The sequence below is a fragment of the Candidatus Minimicrobia vallesae genome (assembly GCF_018866205.1).
GTDB classification, from domain to species: Bacteria; Patescibacteriota; Saccharimonadia; order Saccharimonadales; family Saccharimonadaceae; genus Nanosynbacter; species Nanosynbacter vallesae.
On record NZ_CP076459.1, the window covers coordinates 515865 to 535498 of the forward strand.

General features: G+C 44.0%; 22 protein-coding genes and 3 pseudogenes. 1 reads left to right on the plus strand and 24 read right to left on the minus strand.

Annotated elements, in window-relative coordinates:
• Nucleotide 1 precedes the first annotated feature (1 nt).
• The 14 genes and pseudogenes from uvrA to KOY49_RS03615 form a co-directional block, all read right to left on the minus strand.
• Nucleotides 2-2835: pseudogene (gene uvrA, locus KOY49_RS03550) on the minus strand (excinuclease ABC subunit UvrA).
• A gap of 521 nt (nucleotides 2836-3356) precedes the next feature.
• A complete protein-coding gene (locus KOY49_RS03555) occupies nucleotides 3357-4979 on the minus strand; it encodes a WD40/YVTN/BNR-like repeat-containing protein (protein WP_232736026.1) in 1623 nt (540 codons plus the stop codon).
• A gap of 63 nt (nucleotides 4980-5042) precedes the next feature.
• Entirely contained in the window at nucleotides 5043-5501 is a 459-nt protein-coding gene (locus KOY49_RS05050) for an exodeoxyribonuclease I family protein (RefSeq protein ID WP_269802132.1), read from the minus strand.
• Entirely contained in the window at nucleotides 5443-5838 is a 396-nt protein-coding gene (locus tag KOY49_RS05055; protein ID WP_269802133.1) for a hypothetical protein, read from the minus strand. The genes KOY49_RS05050 and KOY49_RS05055 overlap by 59 nt, the downstream gene beginning before the upstream one ends.
• A gap of 63 nt (nucleotides 5839-5901) precedes the next feature.
• Nucleotides 5902-6468, minus strand: a complete 567-nt coding sequence (gene sbcB, locus KOY49_RS03565; RefSeq protein WP_232736027.1) for an exodeoxyribonuclease I — start codon at nucleotides 6466-6468, stop codon at nucleotides 5902-5904.
• A 49-nt stretch (nucleotides 6469-6517) separates the two neighbouring features.
• Nucleotides 6518-6715: an Obg family GTPase CgtA gene (gene cgtA / locus KOY49_RS03570; RefSeq protein WP_332873942.1), complete on the minus strand. Its 198-nt coding sequence runs from the start codon at nucleotides 6713-6715 to the stop codon at nucleotides 6518-6520.
• A 161-nt stretch (nucleotides 6716-6876) separates the two neighbouring features.
• Nucleotides 6877-7842: pseudogene (obgE, locus tag KOY49_RS03575) on the minus strand (GTPase ObgE); the annotation flags it as partial.
• Nucleotides 7843-7911: 69 nt separating this feature from the next.
• Entirely contained in the window at nucleotides 7912-8253 is a 342-nt protein-coding gene (locus tag KOY49_RS03580) for a CHAP domain-containing protein (RefSeq protein ID WP_232736028.1), read from the minus strand.
• Nucleotides 8250-8882: a LysM peptidoglycan-binding domain-containing protein gene (locus tag KOY49_RS03585; RefSeq protein ID WP_232736029.1), complete on the minus strand. Its 633-nt coding sequence runs from the start codon at nucleotides 8880-8882 to the stop codon at nucleotides 8250-8252. The genes KOY49_RS03580 and KOY49_RS03585 overlap by 4 nt, the downstream gene beginning before the upstream one ends.
• Before the next feature lie 418 nt (nucleotides 8883-9300).
• Nucleotides 9301-10377 (minus strand): endolytic transglycosylase MltG, encoded by a 1077-nt coding sequence (gene mltG, locus KOY49_RS03590; RefSeq protein WP_232736030.1) that lies wholly within the window; start codon nucleotides 10375-10377, stop codon nucleotides 9301-9303.
• A pseudogene (gene ruvX / locus KOY49_RS05470) lies at nucleotides 10364-10778 on the minus strand (Holliday junction resolvase RuvX). Before ruvX ends, mltG begins: the two are co-directional and overlap by 14 nt.
• Nucleotides 10768-11946: a baseplate J/gp47 family protein gene (locus KOY49_RS03605; protein ID WP_232736033.1), complete on the minus strand. Its 1179-nt coding sequence runs from the start codon at nucleotides 11944-11946 to the stop codon at nucleotides 10768-10770. The pseudogene ruvX and the gene KOY49_RS03605 overlap by 11 nt, the downstream one beginning before the upstream one ends.
• A 59-nt stretch (nucleotides 11947-12005) precedes the next feature.
• Nucleotides 12006-12395 carry a hypothetical protein gene (locus tag KOY49_RS03610; protein ID WP_232736034.1) on the minus strand — a complete coding sequence of 130 codons (390 nt, stop codon included), beginning with the start codon at nucleotides 12393-12395 and terminating at the stop codon, nucleotides 12006-12008.
• A 1-nt stretch (nucleotide 12396) separates the two neighbouring features.
• Nucleotides 12397-13659, minus strand: a complete 1263-nt coding sequence (locus KOY49_RS03615; RefSeq protein WP_232736035.1) for a cell division FtsA domain-containing protein — start codon at nucleotides 13657-13659, stop codon at nucleotides 12397-12399.
• 78 nt (nucleotides 13660-13737) lie between these two features.
• On the opposite strand from KOY49_RS03615, the gene KOY49_RS03620 reads away from it, so the two are divergent.
• On the plus strand, nucleotides 13738-14505 hold the full coding sequence (locus KOY49_RS03620; RefSeq protein ID WP_232736036.1) for a hypothetical protein: 768 nt from the start codon (nucleotides 13738-13740) through the stop codon (nucleotides 14503-14505).
• Here the strand turns inward: KOY49_RS03620 and KOY49_RS03625 are convergent.
• The 10 genes from KOY49_RS03625 to KOY49_RS03660 form a co-directional block, all read right to left on the minus strand.
• Nucleotides 14497-14763, minus strand: coding sequence for a hypothetical protein (locus KOY49_RS03625; RefSeq protein ID WP_232736037.1), 267 nt, complete (start codon nucleotides 14761-14763; stop codon nucleotides 14497-14499). The two genes, KOY49_RS03620 and KOY49_RS03625, sit on opposite strands and share 9 nt — an antisense overlap.
• A complete protein-coding gene (locus tag KOY49_RS03630; RefSeq protein ID WP_232736038.1) occupies nucleotides 14763-16382 on the minus strand; it encodes an alanine--tRNA ligase-related protein in 1620 nt (539 codons plus the stop codon). The genes KOY49_RS03625 and KOY49_RS03630 overlap by 1 nt, the downstream gene beginning before the upstream one ends.
• A gap of 89 nt (nucleotides 16383-16471) precedes the next feature.
• Nucleotides 16472-16804 carry a 30S ribosomal protein S16 gene (rpsP, locus tag KOY49_RS03635; RefSeq protein ID WP_232736039.1) on the minus strand — a complete coding sequence of 111 codons (333 nt, stop codon included), beginning with the start codon at nucleotides 16802-16804 and terminating at the stop codon, nucleotides 16472-16474.
• 76 nt (nucleotides 16805-16880) lie between these two features.
• Complete coding sequence (locus KOY49_RS05260; RefSeq protein WP_332873893.1) at nucleotides 16881-16982, minus strand: aminomethyltransferase beta-barrel domain-containing protein; 102 nt, start codon at nucleotides 16980-16982, stop codon at nucleotides 16881-16883.
• A gap of 10 nt (nucleotides 16983-16992) precedes the next feature.
• Nucleotides 16993-17523: a tRNA methyl transferase PRC-barrel domain-containing protein gene (locus KOY49_RS05265; protein WP_332873894.1), complete on the minus strand. Its 531-nt coding sequence runs from the start codon at nucleotides 17521-17523 to the stop codon at nucleotides 16993-16995.
• On the minus strand, nucleotides 17507-17920 hold the full coding sequence (locus KOY49_RS05270; protein ID WP_332873895.1) for a hypothetical protein: 414 nt from the start codon (nucleotides 17918-17920) through the stop codon (nucleotides 17507-17509). Before KOY49_RS05270 ends, KOY49_RS05265 begins: the two co-directional genes overlap by 17 nt.
• Nucleotides 17917-18513, minus strand: a complete 597-nt coding sequence (locus KOY49_RS03645) for a YdcF family protein (RefSeq protein ID WP_232736040.1) — start codon at nucleotides 18511-18513, stop codon at nucleotides 17917-17919. The genes KOY49_RS05270 and KOY49_RS03645 overlap by 4 nt, the downstream gene beginning before the upstream one ends.
• Entirely contained in the window at nucleotides 18510-18728 is a 219-nt protein-coding gene (locus KOY49_RS03650; RefSeq protein ID WP_232736041.1) for a hypothetical protein, read from the minus strand. The genes KOY49_RS03645 and KOY49_RS03650 overlap by 4 nt, the downstream gene beginning before the upstream one ends.
• 22 nt (nucleotides 18729-18750) lie before the next feature.
• Complete coding sequence (locus KOY49_RS03655) at nucleotides 18751-19278, minus strand: aminotransferase class V-fold PLP-dependent enzyme (RefSeq protein ID WP_232736042.1); 528 nt, start codon at nucleotides 19276-19278, stop codon at nucleotides 18751-18753.
• Entirely contained in the window at nucleotides 19241-19627 is a 387-nt protein-coding gene (locus KOY49_RS03660; RefSeq protein WP_232736043.1) for an aminotransferase class V-fold PLP-dependent enzyme, read from the minus strand. The genes KOY49_RS03655 and KOY49_RS03660 overlap by 38 nt, the downstream gene beginning before the upstream one ends.
• Nucleotides 19628-19634 lie beyond the last annotated feature (7 nt).

The following is a 19634-nucleotide window of genomic DNA, read 5'->3' on the forward strand; positions in this document are numbered from 1 at the left end:
CTTAAAGCATCTTTTTCAGATATTTGCCAGTGAACGAATTTGGTACCTTGGCGATATCTTCAGGCGTACCGCAAGCCACAACGGTACCGCCACCAATTCCGCCCTCTGGACCCATATCAATTATCCAGTCAGCCGACTTTATGACGTCCAAATTGTGCTCAATGATAATCATACTATTGCCGCCCTCAACCAATTGCTGTAAAATCCCCAACAGTCGCTTTACGTCAGCAGAATGAAGCCCAGTGGTCGGCTCGTCCAGAATGTACATAGTTTTTCCAGTGGAACGCTTGGAGAGTTCCGTTGCCAATTTAATTCGCTGCGCCTCACCGCCTGAAAAAGTAGTTGCTGGCTGACCAAGTTTAATATAGCCAAGCCCAACCTCAACCAACGTCTGAAGTTTACGTGCAATATTCGGCACGCTGTCAAAAAACTCCGCCGCTTGATCAATTGTCATATCCAGAACATCAGCAATCGTCTTGTCTTTATACTTAATTTCCAACGCCTCGCGATTGTAACGCTTGCCGTGACATTCGGCACACTGAACATTCAAACATACGGCAAAAACTGACATATCAATCGCGATCACACCATCACCCTGACAATTTTCGCAGCGACCGCCTTTAAAAAACACAAACTAAACCGTCAAGATCGAGACCACTCCAAAACGGAGTCCTCATGGCGTCCCAGCAAAAAGCTCGCGAATCGGCGTAAAAATCCCAGTATAAGTTGCTGGATTAGAGCGTGGCGTTCGACCAATTGGCGACTGATCTATGACAATCGTCTTATCAAGCAAATTCACACCTTCTATAGCGTCGTGCAACCCTGGCGCCGTCGTTGCGCGATTCAGCTCTGCCGCTAATTCCCGCGCCACAATATCATTCACAAGCGTCGACTTTCCGCTACCAGAAACACCAGACACTACAGTCATCAAACCCAAAGGAAATTCCACGTCAATGTTCTTAAGATTATTTTCGCGAGCGCCACGAACAATCAGCTTCCTATCTTTCACGACTTTGCGACGCTTTTTCGGAACGGCAATTTTTTCCGCCCCAGATAAATAGCGACCCGTTATACTATTCTCATTTTTCGCAACAATTTCAGGCGTCCCCATTGCCACTACTTGACCGCCATTCACACCAGCTCCCGGTCCCATATCAACCAGAAAATCACTCTGGCGAATCGTGTCCTCGTCATGCTCAACCACCAGCACAGAATTTCCTAAATCACGAAGGCGCTTCAGCATATCAATCAGCTTATCGTTGTCACGTTGATGAAGTCCAATTGACGGCTCGTCCAGCACATAAAGCACACCCTGAAGTCCAGCGCCAATTTGCGTCGCCAAGCGAATTCGCTGCGCCTCGCCACCACTAAGCGTGTTAGCCGCTCGACTTAGCTCCAAATAGTTCAGCCCAACATTACTCATAAACGCCAAACGAGATTTAATTTCCTTCACAATCAAGCGAGCAATCGTCATTTCTTGCTCAGTCAATTGAAGCTTATTGTCAAACAAATCCAACGCATCATCGACACTCAAATCGCACACGTCAACGATATTCAATTCATGAACCGTCACCGCCAAAACCACAGGTTTCAGGCGCGCACCTTTACAAGCATAACAATCCCTCTCGCGCATAAATCGCTCAATATCTCGTCGCATAAAATCGCTATCAGTTTCTTTCCAGCGTCGCTCCAGATTAGGAATAACACCCTCATAAGTCGTATCGTAATGCCGACCGCCACCCAAATCAACGCGATATTTTTGGTCGCCAGTTCCGTATAATATTTTATGTTTAGCATCATCAGAAAGCTTGCCTACGGGAACTTTCAAGCTAAATCCGTGAGCTTCAGCAACAGACGCCAATCGCTTCATATTCCAAGCGTCAGAATTCATTCGATTATAAGGTCGAATCGCGCCTTCGGAAATTGTCAAATTGTTATTAAAGACCAATTCTGGATCAACCTCCAGCCTCGACCCCAAACCCGTACACACAGGACAAGCTCCCTGCGGCGCGTTAAAACTAAACAGTCGCGGCTCCAGCTCCGGGATATCGACATCAGGATGATCAACACAAGCGTATCTCTGCGAAAATGTCTTCACTTCATCACTATCCGCGCATCCAAAACCTCGATAACTCTTCTCTGACCCAAGTCCAGCGCTTGCTCAACACTCTGACTTAAGCGAGATCGCATCTCACCCCTGTCAACGCCAACCTATCAACAACCAGCTCGATATTATGCTTGTAACTTTTTTGCAGCTCCGGAAATTCATCCAGCGCGTACACCACGCCATCCACACGAACCCCGGCATAACCAAGTCGCCGATATTGCTCCGGAATATGCGCAAACTCACCTTTTTTATTCTTAACAATTGGCGCCAATAACAAAATTCGCTTATCAACAAATTGCCGCAGAATCTCGTCAATAATCACCTCAGTCGTGCGACACGTAACTTCATTGCCACAAATCGGACAATGCGGCACGCCAATTCGCGCAAACAAAAGCCTCATGATAATCATAAATTTCCGTAACCGTAGCCACGGTAGAACGCGGATTACAGCTGGTCGACTTCTGATCAATCGAAATCGCTGGACTAAGCCCTTCAATCGAATCAACATCAGGCTTATCCATCGTACCCAAAAATTGACGCGCATACGAAATCAAGACTCTCCATATAACGGCGCTGACCTTCGGCATAAATCGTGTCAAATGCCAAACTAGATTTCCCAGACCCACTAAGCCCAGTAATCACCACCAGCTGATCTCTGCGGAATCTCAATATCTACATTTTTCCAGATTGTGCTCACGAGCACCTTTAACACGAATTACCTCTGTCATAACCGCCATATTATACAGGTTTTTAACTATTTTTTCCAGCCCAACCGTCGGCATAAATCAGAATTAAAACACATTACGCTTATGATTGCAAGTCAATATCTTATTTGCTACAGTTAGATCTATGAGAAAGCTGGGCATTTACTTAATTATAATCATCGGAGCGATACTACTCGCGCCTTTTGTGATCGACCAGCTATTTTTCTTCTTTTTCCTAGGAAAAATCCCCTTCACAAACATTCATTTGCCAGCAATTTTAATGGTTATTTTCTGGACAATTATCATACCATTGAGCAATCATCCTCAGAAAATCACTTTCTGTCCTGTTTTGGAAGTCCATTGACATTGCCAGCGAAATCGCACAACGACGAATCAACAGAAAAATCCGTTATTTTACACCAAACCAAAAAAGCGAACTTATTTTATTATCAATTTATCTACTTTCCAGACATGAAAAAGAGCGAGCCTTATGATGAGATTGAATCTCAAAAGCTCGCTCCGTCTATGAGTTAATTAGTCATTAATTAAATATATCGTTTTAAAACTATTCCGCCGGCAATAACTACGATAGCTAAACCACCAATCGCCCAAACAGAAGCTCCTGTATTGGCAAGACCTCCAGATTTACCACCCTTAGGAGTGATGCCTGCTGGATTAGATGCTGCACCCGCTGGAGTAGCTGGAGATGCAGGATCATTCACTACGCCGAAATAAACTGGGTCAGTAATGACACTGTTTGCAGTATGGTCATCGTCATTATTAGCACCGTCGACCACTTTATATGACACTGTCGTAACTGTCTTACCGGCAATAGTTTCATTTTTAATTACAGCTTGGCTAGTTATATCCTGTAGATTAGCCGTAGCTGAATCCTTTTTATAAACTCGCACCTTCGAAACGTCATATTGGCTTGCAAGAGACACTGTAATATCTGACGAGGCCGACGCTTGGGTACAATTAATATTGAACGATAAGCCTCCCAAAATCTTTATTCGCGCCTCGGTAGGTGTAATACCGTCAGCAGACAGAGACTTAACTGATGAGGCGACAATGTCATAGCAACGAAGCGATTTAGCCGCAATAGTAGACTTAGCTACTGCATTATCTGTGTTTGCTGGAGCAGACTTTGTACTTACGTCAAAAGTCTTAGTCTGAGTTAATTGTAGTGTGCCTAAACGATAGATGTTATTATTTGCTGTTGCAAAGATTTTAGAGCCATCAGCGGTCATTGAGATAGAACCACCTTCAAATTTTTCACTACCCCACTGTTGCCAAGTCTTACCACCGTCTACCGATGAAGCGACCGGTGCCCATGACGGATAGTAACTATCTGGCTCAAGGGTGACAAATAATCTTTTACCGTCATTGCTAATACCTATCCGTGAGACGTCATTAGACGAAACCTCATGACCTGGTATCGGAGAGATTGAGCTCCAATTAGTACCCCCATCAACCGAAACCTTTTTGCCATCAAATATACTAGCACCATTAGCACTAAAAGCTGCGCCAAAATGAGCTCCGTCTTTGACAATCTCCCAGGTTGCACCATAATCTGTTGATTGCTTGAGGTCACCATAAGTCGTAAGCATCATTCTCCCGCCGTTAAACACAGCACTAGGACACTCATTGCCCTTTTGCTCCCATGTCTGACCATTATCCCTAGAGACATACAGAGGTCCGCCATACCTACACTTGGTCAAAGTAGAGCCGTCAGGACTCATGCGTAGACTTGCATCGCTTTCTACTGGTGCGGCTGGAGTTGTCCAGCTGTTACCACCATCAGTGGATACATGAATGTTATTTTGTCCATATTTACCTTGTACTACCAACTTGGAGCCGTCTGTATTTGTCAATAAGTTAATTGCCCCTTCTGGCGCTGCGCTACTGCTCCAGTTTGCGCCGCCATCAGTAGAAACCAGAAGCTTCCGATCATTAAAAGTGGCACCCTCCTGCAGCACAATCAACTTCGAACCATCAGAGCTAATACGTGACTCTTTGACCTTACCGCCTGGTATCGTTATATCCTTCCAGCTATATGCAGCCTCTGCCTTAGCGAAAGGCGCAAACATCGCAGCCAAAGAGACTACAGACACAGCAAAGAAAATTGATATGCCTCCATATATTTTACGTTTCTTTCTAGACGACATTAGTCACCCTCCTGTTAAGTTAATATAATTCAAATAGCATAACCATAATATCACAGCTAGAGACTAAGAATCAACAGAAGGTAGAACCGACTCCAGCCATAACTGCAATTCTTGCAAAATAAACTGCTGTTCATCAGTCGCGCTAGGCGCCAATCGCTGCAAAGATTTCATAAATTGCGGCATTTGCGCCTGTAAATGCTCAGTGCGCCATTCTTCCCATTGTCGCAACTCATCTTCACTAAGCAAATTAGGAAAACTTCGCGCTTTATAATGCAACAATAGTGGCGACAATCGCTCATCCTGAAAATCCGGATGAAAATCAGCCAACTCGCGCTCACCAGCATTACGCACAGCTTCAACGCGAACTCGATCACTATTATCCAAAAAACCATCGTATAATTGCGCTTCCGGGTCGGTCATTTTCTTAAACTCTGGCCTATTCTCAAATATACTACGCAACCTTTCAGCAAAATCTGGATGAGAAAGCAAAATATCTTGGTGCTTCTGGACAGTCGCCAGCACCAAGAGAAATCTTCTGCCAGCCATCACTCCTGAGCCAACACACCAAGTGGCGAAACCGCCGGACAACGATTATACTGGGAACTTCCTTAACTGGCAATTTAACGAAATCCTCAGCTTGCCGCTCCTCCCACGATGCAAATATCTTCGCCGAAAATTCCTCAACGCTCAAACCAACAAACGGCGTCGGATCATAGCGCAAATCATAAACAACCACGCCACCATTTCGACTCGTCGTCAGCGGAAAAGCCACCGTAGTTTTAGCAAATTCTTTATCATAACGACCACTCGCATAAACAAAAGGTTTTTTATCATCCACATTCACCAGCTGCTGAACCAATTTCCTTATCGCGCATTTTCAGTAAAATAATCATACAACTGCGGCTGATTCTGCTTAATCAATTTAGTCACAGCAATGCAACGCCGTCACGTCCGCCAACGCATCATGCGCATTTTCATGCGCAATACCATTAGCGCTAGTGATCAGCTCCAAACGGTTACTCGGCTCACCTTTATCGTCAATTGGCCACTCAATTCCCTCAGGTCGAAGCGCCCTGGTTAAGCGCACCACATCCAACAAATCCCATCTGGATCGACCGTCTTTCCAAGTCCACTCGTATGGATCGTAAAAATTCCGCCAAAACAAATGACGAATAAACTCGTCGTCAAAACGGATATTATTAAAACCAACAGCAATCGTATCAGGCGTAAATATTTCCTCGCTTAACATACGCGCAAATTGAGCCTCAGTATAGCCTTCTTCGACAGTTTTTTGCGGCGTTATGCCCGTCACCATCAACGCATCAGGACTCGGCAGCGTATCGTCATTTAGTGTCACGAGAATATTATACGGTTCGCCAATCGGCTGCAAATCCATATCGGTTCGCTGACCGGCAAATTGCATAATTCGATCTTGCCGAGGATTAAGACCGCTAGTTTCAAGGTCGTAGAAGAAAAATGTTTGCGCCATATTTATATTATACCATCAAGCTCACGCTAAATTTGCAACCAGTACGGGTCTATTGCTCGACCAATGTAAACGGCATAGATTCGCCAATCTGAATCAAGCTTTCGCCAATCGCTCCTTGACGCAACAATTCGTGAGTAATTCCCATTTTTCGCATAATATCTCGCAAGCGATTAACAGATTCAAACTGATCAAAGTTAGTCCGACGAGCAAATTTTTCAATCTTAGCGCCCGTAACAATAAACTCAATATCTTCTCATCTTCATCGTCAATCTCATTAGATTCAGCATCAGAAACACGCCTTACAGACCAAGCATCAGAAACAACCTGATCGTCCAACGAAATTGTCGGCAAATCTTCCTCTTTTTCATCAACAATCTCAGCTTCACGCTCTCGATATTTAGCAACTTCATCGCGCAACATTCGTAGAAGCTCAGTCACTCCGTCGTGCGTCTGAGAAGAAATCGCCACAACTGGCGCGCCATTAGCTACCTTTTGAAGAGCAGTCGACTGCATAGCAATAATCTCATCATCCAAGCCTTCACATTTGGTCAGCGCTATTATCTCTGGACGCTCCGCCAATGATTCAGAATATTTTTCCAGCTCGCGACGAATTGCCTGATATTTCTCTGCCGGATCATCACTATACACATCAATCATATGAAGCAGCACGGCCGTTCGCTCGACATGGCGCAAAAATTGATCGCCCAAACCTTTACCTTCTGACGCACCTTCAATCAACCCCGGAATATCAGCAATCAAAATCGACCCATCGTCAACATCAGCAACCCCCAAATTAGGCGTCAAAGTCGTAAATTCGTAATTAGCAATCTCCGGACGCGCATTAGAAACCACACTCAGGAACGTCGACTTACCAGCGTTCGGAAAGCCAACCAAACCAACGTCGGCCAATAATTTCAATTCCAACCCTGCCTCGAATTCCTCGCCAGCCTCACCAAGTCCAGAAATCTTAGGCGTTTGGCGCGTACTAGACGTAAAGTGTGCATTTCCAAATCCACCATCTCCACCACGAGCCACCACCGCCTGCTGCTGATCTTCAGTCAAATCTGCGATCACCATACCGTCGCGCTTCACCAGAGTACCCATTGGCACCTTAACAATTAGCGGAACACCACTTTTTCCTCGCTTATTACGTTTTCCGCCATCACCACCTTTTTCAGCCTTAAGCTCCGGCTTATATCTAAAATTCAAAAGCGTATTAAGATCCTTCGTCGCCAAAAAAACAATATCACCACCACGACCGCCATCACCGCCATCAGGACCACCCTTATCGACATATTTCTCATGACGAAAACTAACTACACCATTACCGCCTCTACCGGCGCGCACTAAAACTTTTGCAATATCTACAAACATATCTTTAGTATACCAAAAAGCACCCCATCGGTCGATGAGATAGCACACTGGTGCTAATATTAACTAATTCTAGTGAATGAAGTTATAGAGAACAGCCTCAGCAAGCGGTACGATGCGAGAAGAAATAATACCATAACCCGCATAATTCATATCGCAAACATAAACAACACCACCATCAACTCGCTCCACAATACCAACGTGACCATAGCCATAGCCACCCCAAACAGTCTGGAATATTGCACCAGGTGCTGGCGTATTATTAACTACGAATCCAGCGGCACGAGCACTTGTAGCCCAAGTATTAGCATTACCCCAGAAACTACCAATTGGACGACCAAGCTGCAAACGACGCTCGTATGCATACCATGTACAGTTACCAGCCGCATAGCGGTTGCCGACAGAAGCAGTCAACCAGCTTCGACTCGCGCTCGTAGTAGTAGAGATGCCGAAGAGTATTGATTTCCGTACGACCTACTTCGTGGAGCAACATAACCAGGTCGCTCATTTTCTGGAAGCTCACCTCCAGGCAACACAATCCTAGAGCCAGTAGACAACTTCGCACCGTCATCGATGTCATTATATAGAACAACACGCTCAGCGCTCGTCTTATACTTTTCTGCCAGAGATTGGGCAGTATCGCCGTCTTTAACAGTATAAACAACACCATCAACAAGAGGCACAACTAGAGTCTTATTCGGCTCTACAGCGTCCGAAGTTGTATTATTAGCCCAACGAAGCGTCTGAGACGAAATCTTAAACTTCTTAGCAATAGACTCCATCGTATCACCCTCTTTGGTTACGTAAGATGAAATACCACGCGCAGCCGAAGTGTCTGGCTTAACAATGTCAGGTTTTGTTATAACTTCTGCATCATTCTGAGAAAGATTCTTCTTAATTGTTAGTGAAGTTTCAGACTCGCGCAAGTCACCAGCCGAAGGCAATTCCGCCGTTTCCGCCAAGTTAGTTACAGCATTAGCTGCCGTTAATTCATCTACTGAAGCTGTTTTAGACTTAGCAGACTTAGATACCGACGATGACACCAGTAGTTTCAGATGATGCCAAAGTTTTTGATCTTTCAGCAGATACGTTACTACCGCTATTACCGTAGATCAAAAATGATATAGTCAATAAAAATATTCCACCGTAGATTGCAAATGATTGCAGTTTACGTTTTTTACTCCGAAGAGATGTAAAATGGTTACGAATAATCGTTCTCCTTGCGCCAATGTTACCACTAGCACCTCTACCAAATTGTCTTTCTTCTCGCAATAGAACAGGATATGTTGTCGACCTAATTGATTATTATTATTCTACATTAGTTTTGCTATATCCGTAGCGACAATTTTGGCAGGTCATTTATCGTAATTCACCCCTGTTGATAAATTAGACAAATGATCTAACATCTATTTTACACAACATTGACAATAAAGTCAATAAATTTTATAAAATGCGTTTTTGTCAAGAAATCTGGCACTTCTTTTGACAGTGAGCCTTGACATTAGCCTCGTGCTCTTCGTTGGTTTTAGCAAAATACGTAATATCATCGTCGCCGCTCAGGAAATATAGATAATCAGAGTTTATCGGGTCAGCAGCGGCATTCAACGCGCTCAAACTAGGCGAAGCGATTGGTCCAGGAGTTAAGCCTTTTTGAATGCGTGTATTATATGGCGACTTAAGGTTCGGTGAACGCTCTACCCCTGTTTTGTCAGCAATATATTGATATGTTACATCAGAGCCCAACGGCATATTGGCTTTCAAGCGATTGTAAAATACACTAGCAATCTTACGCTGATCCTCGCAAGTTTCCACGCCAGACCCACAGCCAATCGACTCGCGCTGAATAATCGACGCTAGTGTTATCCCTTGATACAAAGTCAGCCCACGAGCTTTAAATTTCTCCTCCAAATTATATTTCTTAACAATTTTCTCCAAATGATCAATTGAGCGCTGCAAAACCTGTTCTGCAGTTTCGTCTGGGGAAATATAGAATGTTTCACCGTAAATGTACCCCTCAAGACCAGCATTTTCCGGTCTACCCGCAAAAACTAGACTGTCATACTTAGCGGCAAATGCCTTTTTTATCTGATCGTCCGAGAATCCCGCCTTAAGCAACACGGATTCAACTTCTCTGCCGTCAGAATTCTTCATTTTTTTATTCAAAGTCGATCCAGGATAAAATGTTATAGCAATCTCATCAGTTTTACCGCTGGTCAAATGATTAATTATCTCATCGACAGATTGCGAAGCTTTTACAGAATAAACGCCAGCCTTGAATTTACTTGCCGAATTATGGATCCTTGTGTAAATAGAAAACGCCAAAGAGTTTTTAATAATTTTATTATCCTCTAAAGTTTTGGCAATATCACTAGACCCCATGCCTTCTTTAATATTAATTCTGAAAGCTTGCTGACTATTTACGTCGGCAGGAGAAAGCATCTGCTTATACCACACCGTTGCCCCAAGGGCGCCGATTCCAGCGATAGCCACAACTATTGATAACACCAATAACCAAATACGTCGTTTACGAATTTTCATAATTCTCCTCCAAAAAATCTTGCAAAATTATGCTAGCAGCCTCCGCATCAATCTCGCCCTTATCTTTAATTTTATTCCCCAATCTCTGCTCGGCCTGCACACTCGTTAAAGATCCATCCTGAAAAACAATCTCAGTATCAAGCTCAATGTCTTCAAATCTGCTTAACAAATTCTTCCACAAATTCCGTCTGCTTCGTTGGTTCACCAGATTGATTTCGTGGATAACCCACTACGATCGTATCAATATCGTGCCTCAATACTAACTCTGTTATTTCCTGGACAATATTTTCATTATTCTCCAACCAACCGAACGGCACGGCGATCTTCACTTGCGAATCCGCCATAGCCAAACCAAGCCGCCGCGAACCGACATCTAGAGCCAGAAAGTTCTTACTTGACATCTTTTATCTTAAATTCAACATTTATCTTATTGATGTCTTTTGGTACCGATTTAACCCAAAATGGCGAAAACTTAACATCAACATCCTCAACTCCGTTAATCGACTCAATGGCCGACTGTACTTCACCGTAGCTCTTACCTTTGGCCTGGTCCTTGACGCTTTCCTCTTTAATATCAGGGCCGACTTTACCATTGGCAGTCAAGCGAACAGTTTGGGCGTTTCGAGCGTTAGCAAATTGAGAAAATGCCGCCTTCTCAACACCGTTATCGTAAATTCTCTGGGCTTTTTTACCGGAAATCTCGTCCTTTAGCTTCGACTCTATAAAATTCTTCAATTCATTCTTATCAACCGCTAGCATATTTGCAGTGATTGTGGATTTTAGAGTCACCGCGCCAGTCGCCTCTCCGTCGACCGCTACACTTGAGCTAGGATCTGAGCGATTTTCAGCATAACTTTCCGTAATTGTCTTCACAGAATTACCAAATGAAGCAATCAGCTGCTCTTTCAGGCCTTCGATCTTCTTATCGCTAAGCTTGTTTTTTGCCGCTTCTATGTCACTAGCCGTTACGACCGTTGCCGTTTTATCAGTACCACCGCTAGTAGCAGACCGCAAGGACGCGGAAATATCATCAACCGAAATACTCATACTGCCAGTGGCAGCATTATACTGAGCTCCGCCCTCACTAGCGGTAATCGCTCCCGAGGCCGATCCTGCACATTTATAACCAGGGCAACTCCAATCCAGTGTTGCACCCGGAACATTCACGGAAGAATTTAAGGTGTAAGATAGTCCACTATTCTTTAAAACGGTACCAGCTGCAATTGTTACACTACTTGAAGATGAATTCTTAAAAACCACCACTCCGGTCGCCTTTTCGCCAACGTTCTTCTTGCCCGTAGCAGAAAATTCAACACTGACTTCCTTAGCTATTTCCTTCTTAATTGACTTGATGACATTAGATTTAGCGTTCGTAGCAGCATTTTCGCTTAAACTAACCGTATCACTCACCGTCATGCTGGTAGTTTTCGCAGAAATAACAACTGTAGCATGCGGCGCAAACCAAATTGCCCAGACTAAAAACACCCCAAACAAAAGCACTCCGCCACCAATCAGTAAAAACTTTTTACGAAATGCATTAAAATTAGGGACTTTTGGCTTTTTAACCATGTTTTTTAGAGAAGTTAGGCCTTTAGATTCCTTCTCGTTTGCAGCGGCAATAGTACTGTCTATTGCGGCGTCATTATCTGTGATGACTTTTTTGCAACCTCAGCCATATCACCGACAGCCAACTTACCGCCATCAATAACATCACTTCCATCATCAACTTTTAGGGCTGGAATTTCCGCAATTTCCGGTTTACTCTGGAGTGTTTTTGCTACGGGGATTTTTGCCGTGGCAGCCAAACCAGCCAGAACCGAATCATTTGTAATAATTACTATCGTTTTATCAGCCGATTTTGCCGCCCGTGACAACAATCTTATGTTAACCGCGCTCTGCAAAATACCAGTCCGCCTAGGCGGCACCAGCGCAATTATCCGCTGTTTTGACGCTTTAATCTTACCAATTATGGTGGTAATATCGTCTTCTATATCGATATAAATAACGTCTTTGTTCATCTTAAATCTTTAATAACCTGTTTACTTTTTCAACTAAACTATTACCGCCCTGGCTACCGATAATTGTATCATAGCCAACCCTTAATAGTCCCATAGCCGTGACAAATGTATGGTCGCTAGCATCGCCAGTTTCATCGACTATTCCTGTTACGTCACTTGGATTAATATACTGGATGACGGGTTTTTTAGTAAAAGGCAGATCCTCTGGCCATTGTCGCTCCTTGAGAGCTTTGGTAATCTTCTTCAGGCTAGAACCGCCACCACATAATAAAATCCTATTCGGCAAATAATCAACATTATCAAAATCACCAAGAGCCAACTCAACACCAGACAGCCAAACTTCCAGAGTCTTATCAATCGCAGCGTCAACCTTTTTCTTTACACTAGGCTTCAAATTCTCATGATCAATATTCAGCTTCAACTTTTCTGCATCCTTAAAGCTTAAATCCAAATCAGAAGCAATAGTCCTAGTGAAACTCCGTCCACCAATACCAAACATCTTTGTACCCTCAACACCACCATCATTAACAACCGCAATATCAGTCGTACCACCACCAATATCCGCCAAAATAGCCGTAAAATTACTATCAGTATCTGAGCCCAGAACACTACGGCTCACCGCAAACGGCTCGGCAGCCACAGCCACCAAATCCAGAGCAAGCTCATCAGCCACCTTCTCCAGAGCCCCAATATGAACCATCGGAGCAAACGCCGTATAAATCTGCACCGCCACATCCCTACCCTGAAAACCAATCGGATTCGAAACCTTATAGCCATCAATATGAATACTCACCAGTGCAGAATTCACCAATTTAACTTCAACATCGGCATTGCCAGTCTCCAGAGCGATTTGCGCCTGAGTTTTACCTTGAGCTCGCTCCTGGACCTTCTCGATAATAAATTCCATTTCTGCGACGTCCAGCGGCTTATTCGGCTGCGGGCGACGATAGCGGATGGTATTAGTTACACCTTTGACTAGCTCACCAGCAATACCAATAACAACTCGCTTGCCCTGAACTCCAGCCTGATCTTCCGCCTCAGATAAAGCATCCTCACAGTTGGCCACCACTCCGGCAATATCAGCAATTGCGCCAGTATGCATATCGCCCATTTCCTGCTGCTTACGGCCAACGCCAATAATCTTCAGATCGTCATCTTTGACTTCAGCAATTAACGCCTTAACCACCTCAGTACCGATGTCCAAACTAACCAATAGCTCGCGACTATCTTTATCAGACTTCTTTAACATGTCTTTCAATGCCATATAAGAAATATTATATAACGCTTGTGATTTTGAGAGCAACAGATTGACGTATTTTATTTTTAATGTTATAATAGAGCAATGTATAATATTCTGCCAAAAACTATTCATGAACAGCCGCTCTCTCCCGACACAAGCAGTGCTATATTTAGTGCAGCGGTAAATCTACTAAGATACGCCGAACCAAGCGAGACATCTATAGAAGTCATTGGCTTAGATTTCGGCAGGTACAGAGAGGGACACCTGGATGCTAAAATTAGACTAGCAGGAGACGTAGCGCTTTTGGGGACCTACCTGCGGTATCATCAAAAAGACAGAATAGTCGAGACAAAACTAGGCGCAGACAATAAATGGGATAGCGGAATTACATCAAGAAAAAATATTACAAATTGGTTCTGTAGTATTTGCCCATTTGACGTCGATGCAGACCCGATAAGAAGGTTAGCCTCAAACGATGAGACATTTTCAAATGGACAATTAGTACAATCTATAGCAGACATCATAACCTCATTTCCAAAAGAAAATGTACGCACAGACTCTGTATACTATAATCAAAATCCGGAAATTTATGAGCTAACGGATGATATTGCAGGCGACGGAAAAGTAAGAATTGATAATGGACTGTATAGAATCGGTGGCACTGAAAGCAAGCTCGAAATAGTCGAACTTAATAGATTGCCAGTAAAAGTGCGGTATAGTATATCCACCCCTTATGAACACGACGGCATTGAAACGAGTAACGGAGTTGAGGATGTTGATGTTAAGTTTTCGCCATTTTGGGTTAAATCGGTACCAAAAGACATCAATAAGATAAATGTTGAATTTAAGATAAAAGATTATCTATCTTAAAACAGCCTTGATTCGACGAATTCCAGCCGAGCTAGATTCTTCTTTGGTGATTTTGAATCGCTTGCCATCTTCAGCCAAAACTCCAGTGTGCTCGACATGCGGACCGCCGCAAACTTCAAAGCTAACAACATTATCATCCTTGCCAATAGAATAAACCTTAACCTCGTCGCCGTAACGCTCACCGAACGCACCAATTGCGCCCATGCTCAATGCCTCATCCGTCGGATAAACAGCAAAGCTAACTAACCAAATCTTCATCAATCCAAGCTAATAACCTGATCTTCAACCGCCTGTTTTTCTTCTGGCGTCAATTTATCGTGATTAAAATCAAAGCGCAATCGATCGGCAGTAATATTACTTCCGTGTTGCTGTAAATCTGGCGCATTCAAAACCTTACGTAACGCCGCACCCAACAAATGCGTCGCCGTGTGATATTTCAGATGAATAGAGTCATGACCTTCCAAACCGCCGCTAAATTGTCCCTTGCGAGCCGTCTTAGAGCGCTGTCGTTGCTCATCCATTTTCGCGGTAAATTCCTCGCGCCAATTGTCCGAAAGCTTAATTCCTTGTTTATACGCCTCTTCCGTACTGAGTTCCACTGGAAAACCGAAAGTGTCGTACAAAGTGAACAATTCTTCACCAGTCAAGCCATCGTCAATGTAGCGCTGCATTTGTCGCAAACCTTTTCTCAAAGTCTGGCGAAAAGCTTTCTCTTCCTTAACGAGGACAGCAATTATATTGTCGCGATTATTCTTCACCTCTGGAAAATCAGCTTCGTACAAATCAGCAATCGTCGGCACAACTTCTTGCAGGAAATTCTGCTCGATACCCAAATCAAAACTATAGCGAATTGCCCGACGGAGCAGACGACGCATTACATAGCCCTGCTCTTTATTACTTGGCACACACCCATCAACCGCCATAAACGCCGCAGCCCTCAAATGGTCAGCAATCACTCGCATACTTTCGGTATGTGAAGCGTAATCCTTGCCACTCAGATCTTGCAGCTTTTCAATAATCGGCCAAAGCAAACTAATCTTAAAGACGTCAGGATCATTATTTACTGCAGCCGCGATTCGCTCAAGTCCAGATCCATGGTCAATATTTGGCTTATCAAGTGGCTCAAATTGACCCTCGGCAACTTTTTTATATGCCATAAATACGTTATTGCCAATCTCCATAAATCGACCACAATCACAGTTCGGATGACAATTTTCACCAAATTTTGGATCATGCTCAATGAAATCAAACTCATAAAACATCTCACTATCTGGACCACACGGATCACCAACCGGGGTAGTCTCCGGGCCACCATTACGACTCCACCAGTTTTTACTGCCGTCATAAAAGAAAATTCTTTCACCCGGATTTACACCACGCGCCGCACCCTGCTCTTCGCTGCCGATATCCGCCATTTTTGCATCAATGCCCTTTTCTGCAAACTTTTTCTGCCACAATTTAGCCGCTTCAACATCTTTCTCGATATTATATTCCGGCGCACCAATAAAACATGTTACGTACAATCTCTGCGGATCAAGACCAATTTCCTCAGTCAAAAACGTCCACATCCAGCCAATTTGCTCTTCCTTAAAATAGTCGCCCAAACTCCAGTTTCCGAGCATCTCAAAAAACGTTGTATGACGATTATCGCCAATGTCGTCGATGTCCTGCGCTCGCAAACACGTTTGAGAATCGGCAATTCTCTTACCTTCGGGATGTGCCTCACCAAGCAGGTACGGAATCATCGGCTGCATTCCGGCGCCCGTAAATAAAGTCGTCGGGTCATTAGTTAAAATCAACGGCGCACGCTCAACAACGGCGTGACCCTGTTTTTTATAAAATTCAAGATATTTACTACGTATTTTTTGGGCATTCATGAGTGTAATTATACCATAAAATAACCCCACCTTACAGATGGGGTTTATAGATCAAATCGCCAATCTCAACAGATTACTCAGCTACTTCTTCAGCTGGGCTCTTCTTTTGGTTGATTCTTGCGAAGTTTTTCTGGATTACGGATGGCTTTGTGCTTGTCAGCGGAAACTTCCTTAACCCACTTTGGCAACTTAACGCCAGCTTCTTTCAATAGCTTAACTACGCGTGGTGTTGGCTGTGCGCCATTGTCCAAATATTTCTGAGCCAATTCAACTTGGATATTTGATTCTTTAGTGTGTGGGTTGTAGCTACCGACATAAGCGACTACACGACCGCTTGATGGATGACGATGTGCTTCTTGTACCGCCAAGCGATATACTGGATAACCTTTGCGACCCAAACGTTGCAAACGAATTGCTAGCATAAAATTAATTCTTCCTTTAACTCTACGTTTTATTATTCCTTACTTTAGAACAGTTTACACTATTTTTCCCATAACGTCAATCTGTTTTCACGATTCCGCCACCCAAACATTCATCGCCGTCATATATTACCGCAGATTGACCCGCGGCTACGGCACGCTCCGAAGCAGAAAGGTGCACAATATCTCCGTCAATTTTCGCGTCGAATAAAAGCGCCTCGATGACGCAACCGAACTTGCACATCCTTATCTTTATGCGGCGCTTGATTAATCCAATGAATATCCGCCAGCCTAAGTTCTTTTCGCCACAAACTTTCATTATCAATTGAGCGCGAAACATAAACCTCATTTTTCTCCATATCCTTGCCCACAACATAATAAGGCAATCCACCACCAACATTCAGCCCATGACGCTGACCGAGTGTATAGAAAATTGCGCCGTCATGTTTACCGACGACAGATCCCGTCTGCTGATCAATAATATTTCCTGGCGCAGTTTTAACATATTCCGACAAAAACTCACGAATTCCAACTTGCCCAACAAAACAAATTCCCATTGATTCCTTTTTGCTAGCCGTCCACAAACCACGCTCTTTCGCCATTTCGCGAACTTCCGCCTTAGTAAAATCGCCCAACGGAAATATGGTTTTTGACAAAGCTTCCGAAGTCACTCGATATAAGAAATAGGTTTGGTCTTTATTATCATCACGAGCGCGTAGCAAACACAAGTCGATCGACACCCGCATAATGCCCTGTCGCGATATAATCCGCTCCAGCCGCCAACGAAGCCTCTAAAAATATCTTAAACTTCACTTCTTGATTACACATAATATCTGGGTTTGGCGTGCGACCCGCTTGATATTCGCGAATCATATAATCGACAACGTTTTGCTTATATTCTTTCTGGAAATCAAAAACTCGAAAATCAATACCCAAACCAACCGCCACACGCTTGGCGTCAGCAACATCTTCCGCCCACGGACAATGCATTCCAGGAAGATCTTCCGACCAGTTTTTCATATAAACACCCGTTACATCATAACCCTGCTCAACCAAAAGTGCCGCAGCCACAGAGGAATCCACACCGCCCGACATTCCAACAAAAACTTTCTTACTCATCTGGACAACCCCAGAGAGAATAGCCCAATTCTCATTAATTCACCCATTGCCAACCACCAACCCCACGGCGTCAACCACCACCACGAGCTCCAGTTTTTATCAGAAGCAACAGGATGACTCCGAATCTTCACATCGTTAAATTGTGCTGAAAATTCGAGTTGCGCCCGACGCATATGATATCCACTTGTCACCAAAATCACATCTTCAATTTTTCGCGAATCGACAATTTTCTTCACTTCAGTGGCGTTTTGTCTGGTCGTTTCGGAAGACTCGTCCATAACAATGGCTTTCTCGGGAACGCCGCTATTAATCGCTCGCTGGTACATAGCCTTAGCGTTGGACGGACCAGTTTTATCGGCCGCTGCGCCCGACACAACAATCAACGGCGCCCAACCTTCTTTATACAGTTTAATAGCCTCGTCAGTTCGCGCATTCGTATCACCACCACTGACAACAACTATTGCATCAGCCTTACGACAATCGCCTTCGCCCACGCCTTGACATTTTCCCAAATCATTCGGCGACAAATATGCGCCAAGCCCAAAAATCACCAAAGCAGCAAAAATAATCAAGCCAACTAGTTTATGAATCATCGACGAGCCCTCTTCATTTCCGCTTGCACAGCTTCGATGATAAATTCGCCAGCTCGCTTTATATTCTCATCATTATTCAACTTGCCTAAGGTAAGCCTTAGACTTCCGTCAATCTCTGATTCGCTCAGACCAACACTCGCTAGCACATGAGAACGCGTTCCAGAATTAGCCGCGCAAGCACTACCCGTAGCCACTAAAACCCCACGAGACTCCAATAAAAACACCAATCTTTCAGCATCAAACTCCAGAAAATGATATATTCAAAAAACTCACCAAACTTTTTTTCATATCTGATGATATCAACATATCAGGAAAAGCCTGCCTCAAATCTTTTACCAACTCTTCCCGCAACTTTCGCAGTCGCTTCACTTCGGCAGAACGTCGTTTTTGTGCCAATTCCAAAGCCGTCGCAAACCCAACCACGCCAGCAACGTTTTCAGTTCCGCTGCGAAGACCCAATTCTTGACCGCCACCAAAAATATTAGCTTTCAGCGTAACGCCAGGTCGCACCCACAGTAAACCAACTTGCTTTGGACCGTAAACTTTCGCCGCAGATAATGTCAATAAATCAACGCCCAGCCTTTTAATTTTCACATCAATTAAAGCCGCCGCCTGCGAAGCATCAGTATGAAAAATCAACGGTAAAGATTCACCATTTTCTTGGCGCCTGAGTCGCTCAGCTTTTACAATTTCCGCAATTTCTTCAATTGGCTGAATATAGCCCAGCTCATGATTCACCAGCTGCAACACTAACAAACCCAACATCTGGCGTTAACATTTTTTTAACCGTGTTCGGGTCTATTCGTCCATTTTTCATTGGCGGAATTAGCTTCACTTCCGAACGCGCTTTTGCGGAATTAATCACCGAATCATGCTCAATTGCCGAAGAAATTAAACTTACGCCATTTGCTGCATTGAACGCCAAATTGACAGACTCAGTTGCTCCAGCTGTCATTATCAATTCATCAGCCATCACACCCAAGCAGCGAGCCAGCCGAGCCTTCGCGTCTTGATATTCACGCTTTGTAAATATTGCTGGAGCGTACGGACTAGACGGATTGAAAAACTTTTCAGAAAAATATGGCAACATCGCCTCAATCACCAACGGATCCATTGGCGTG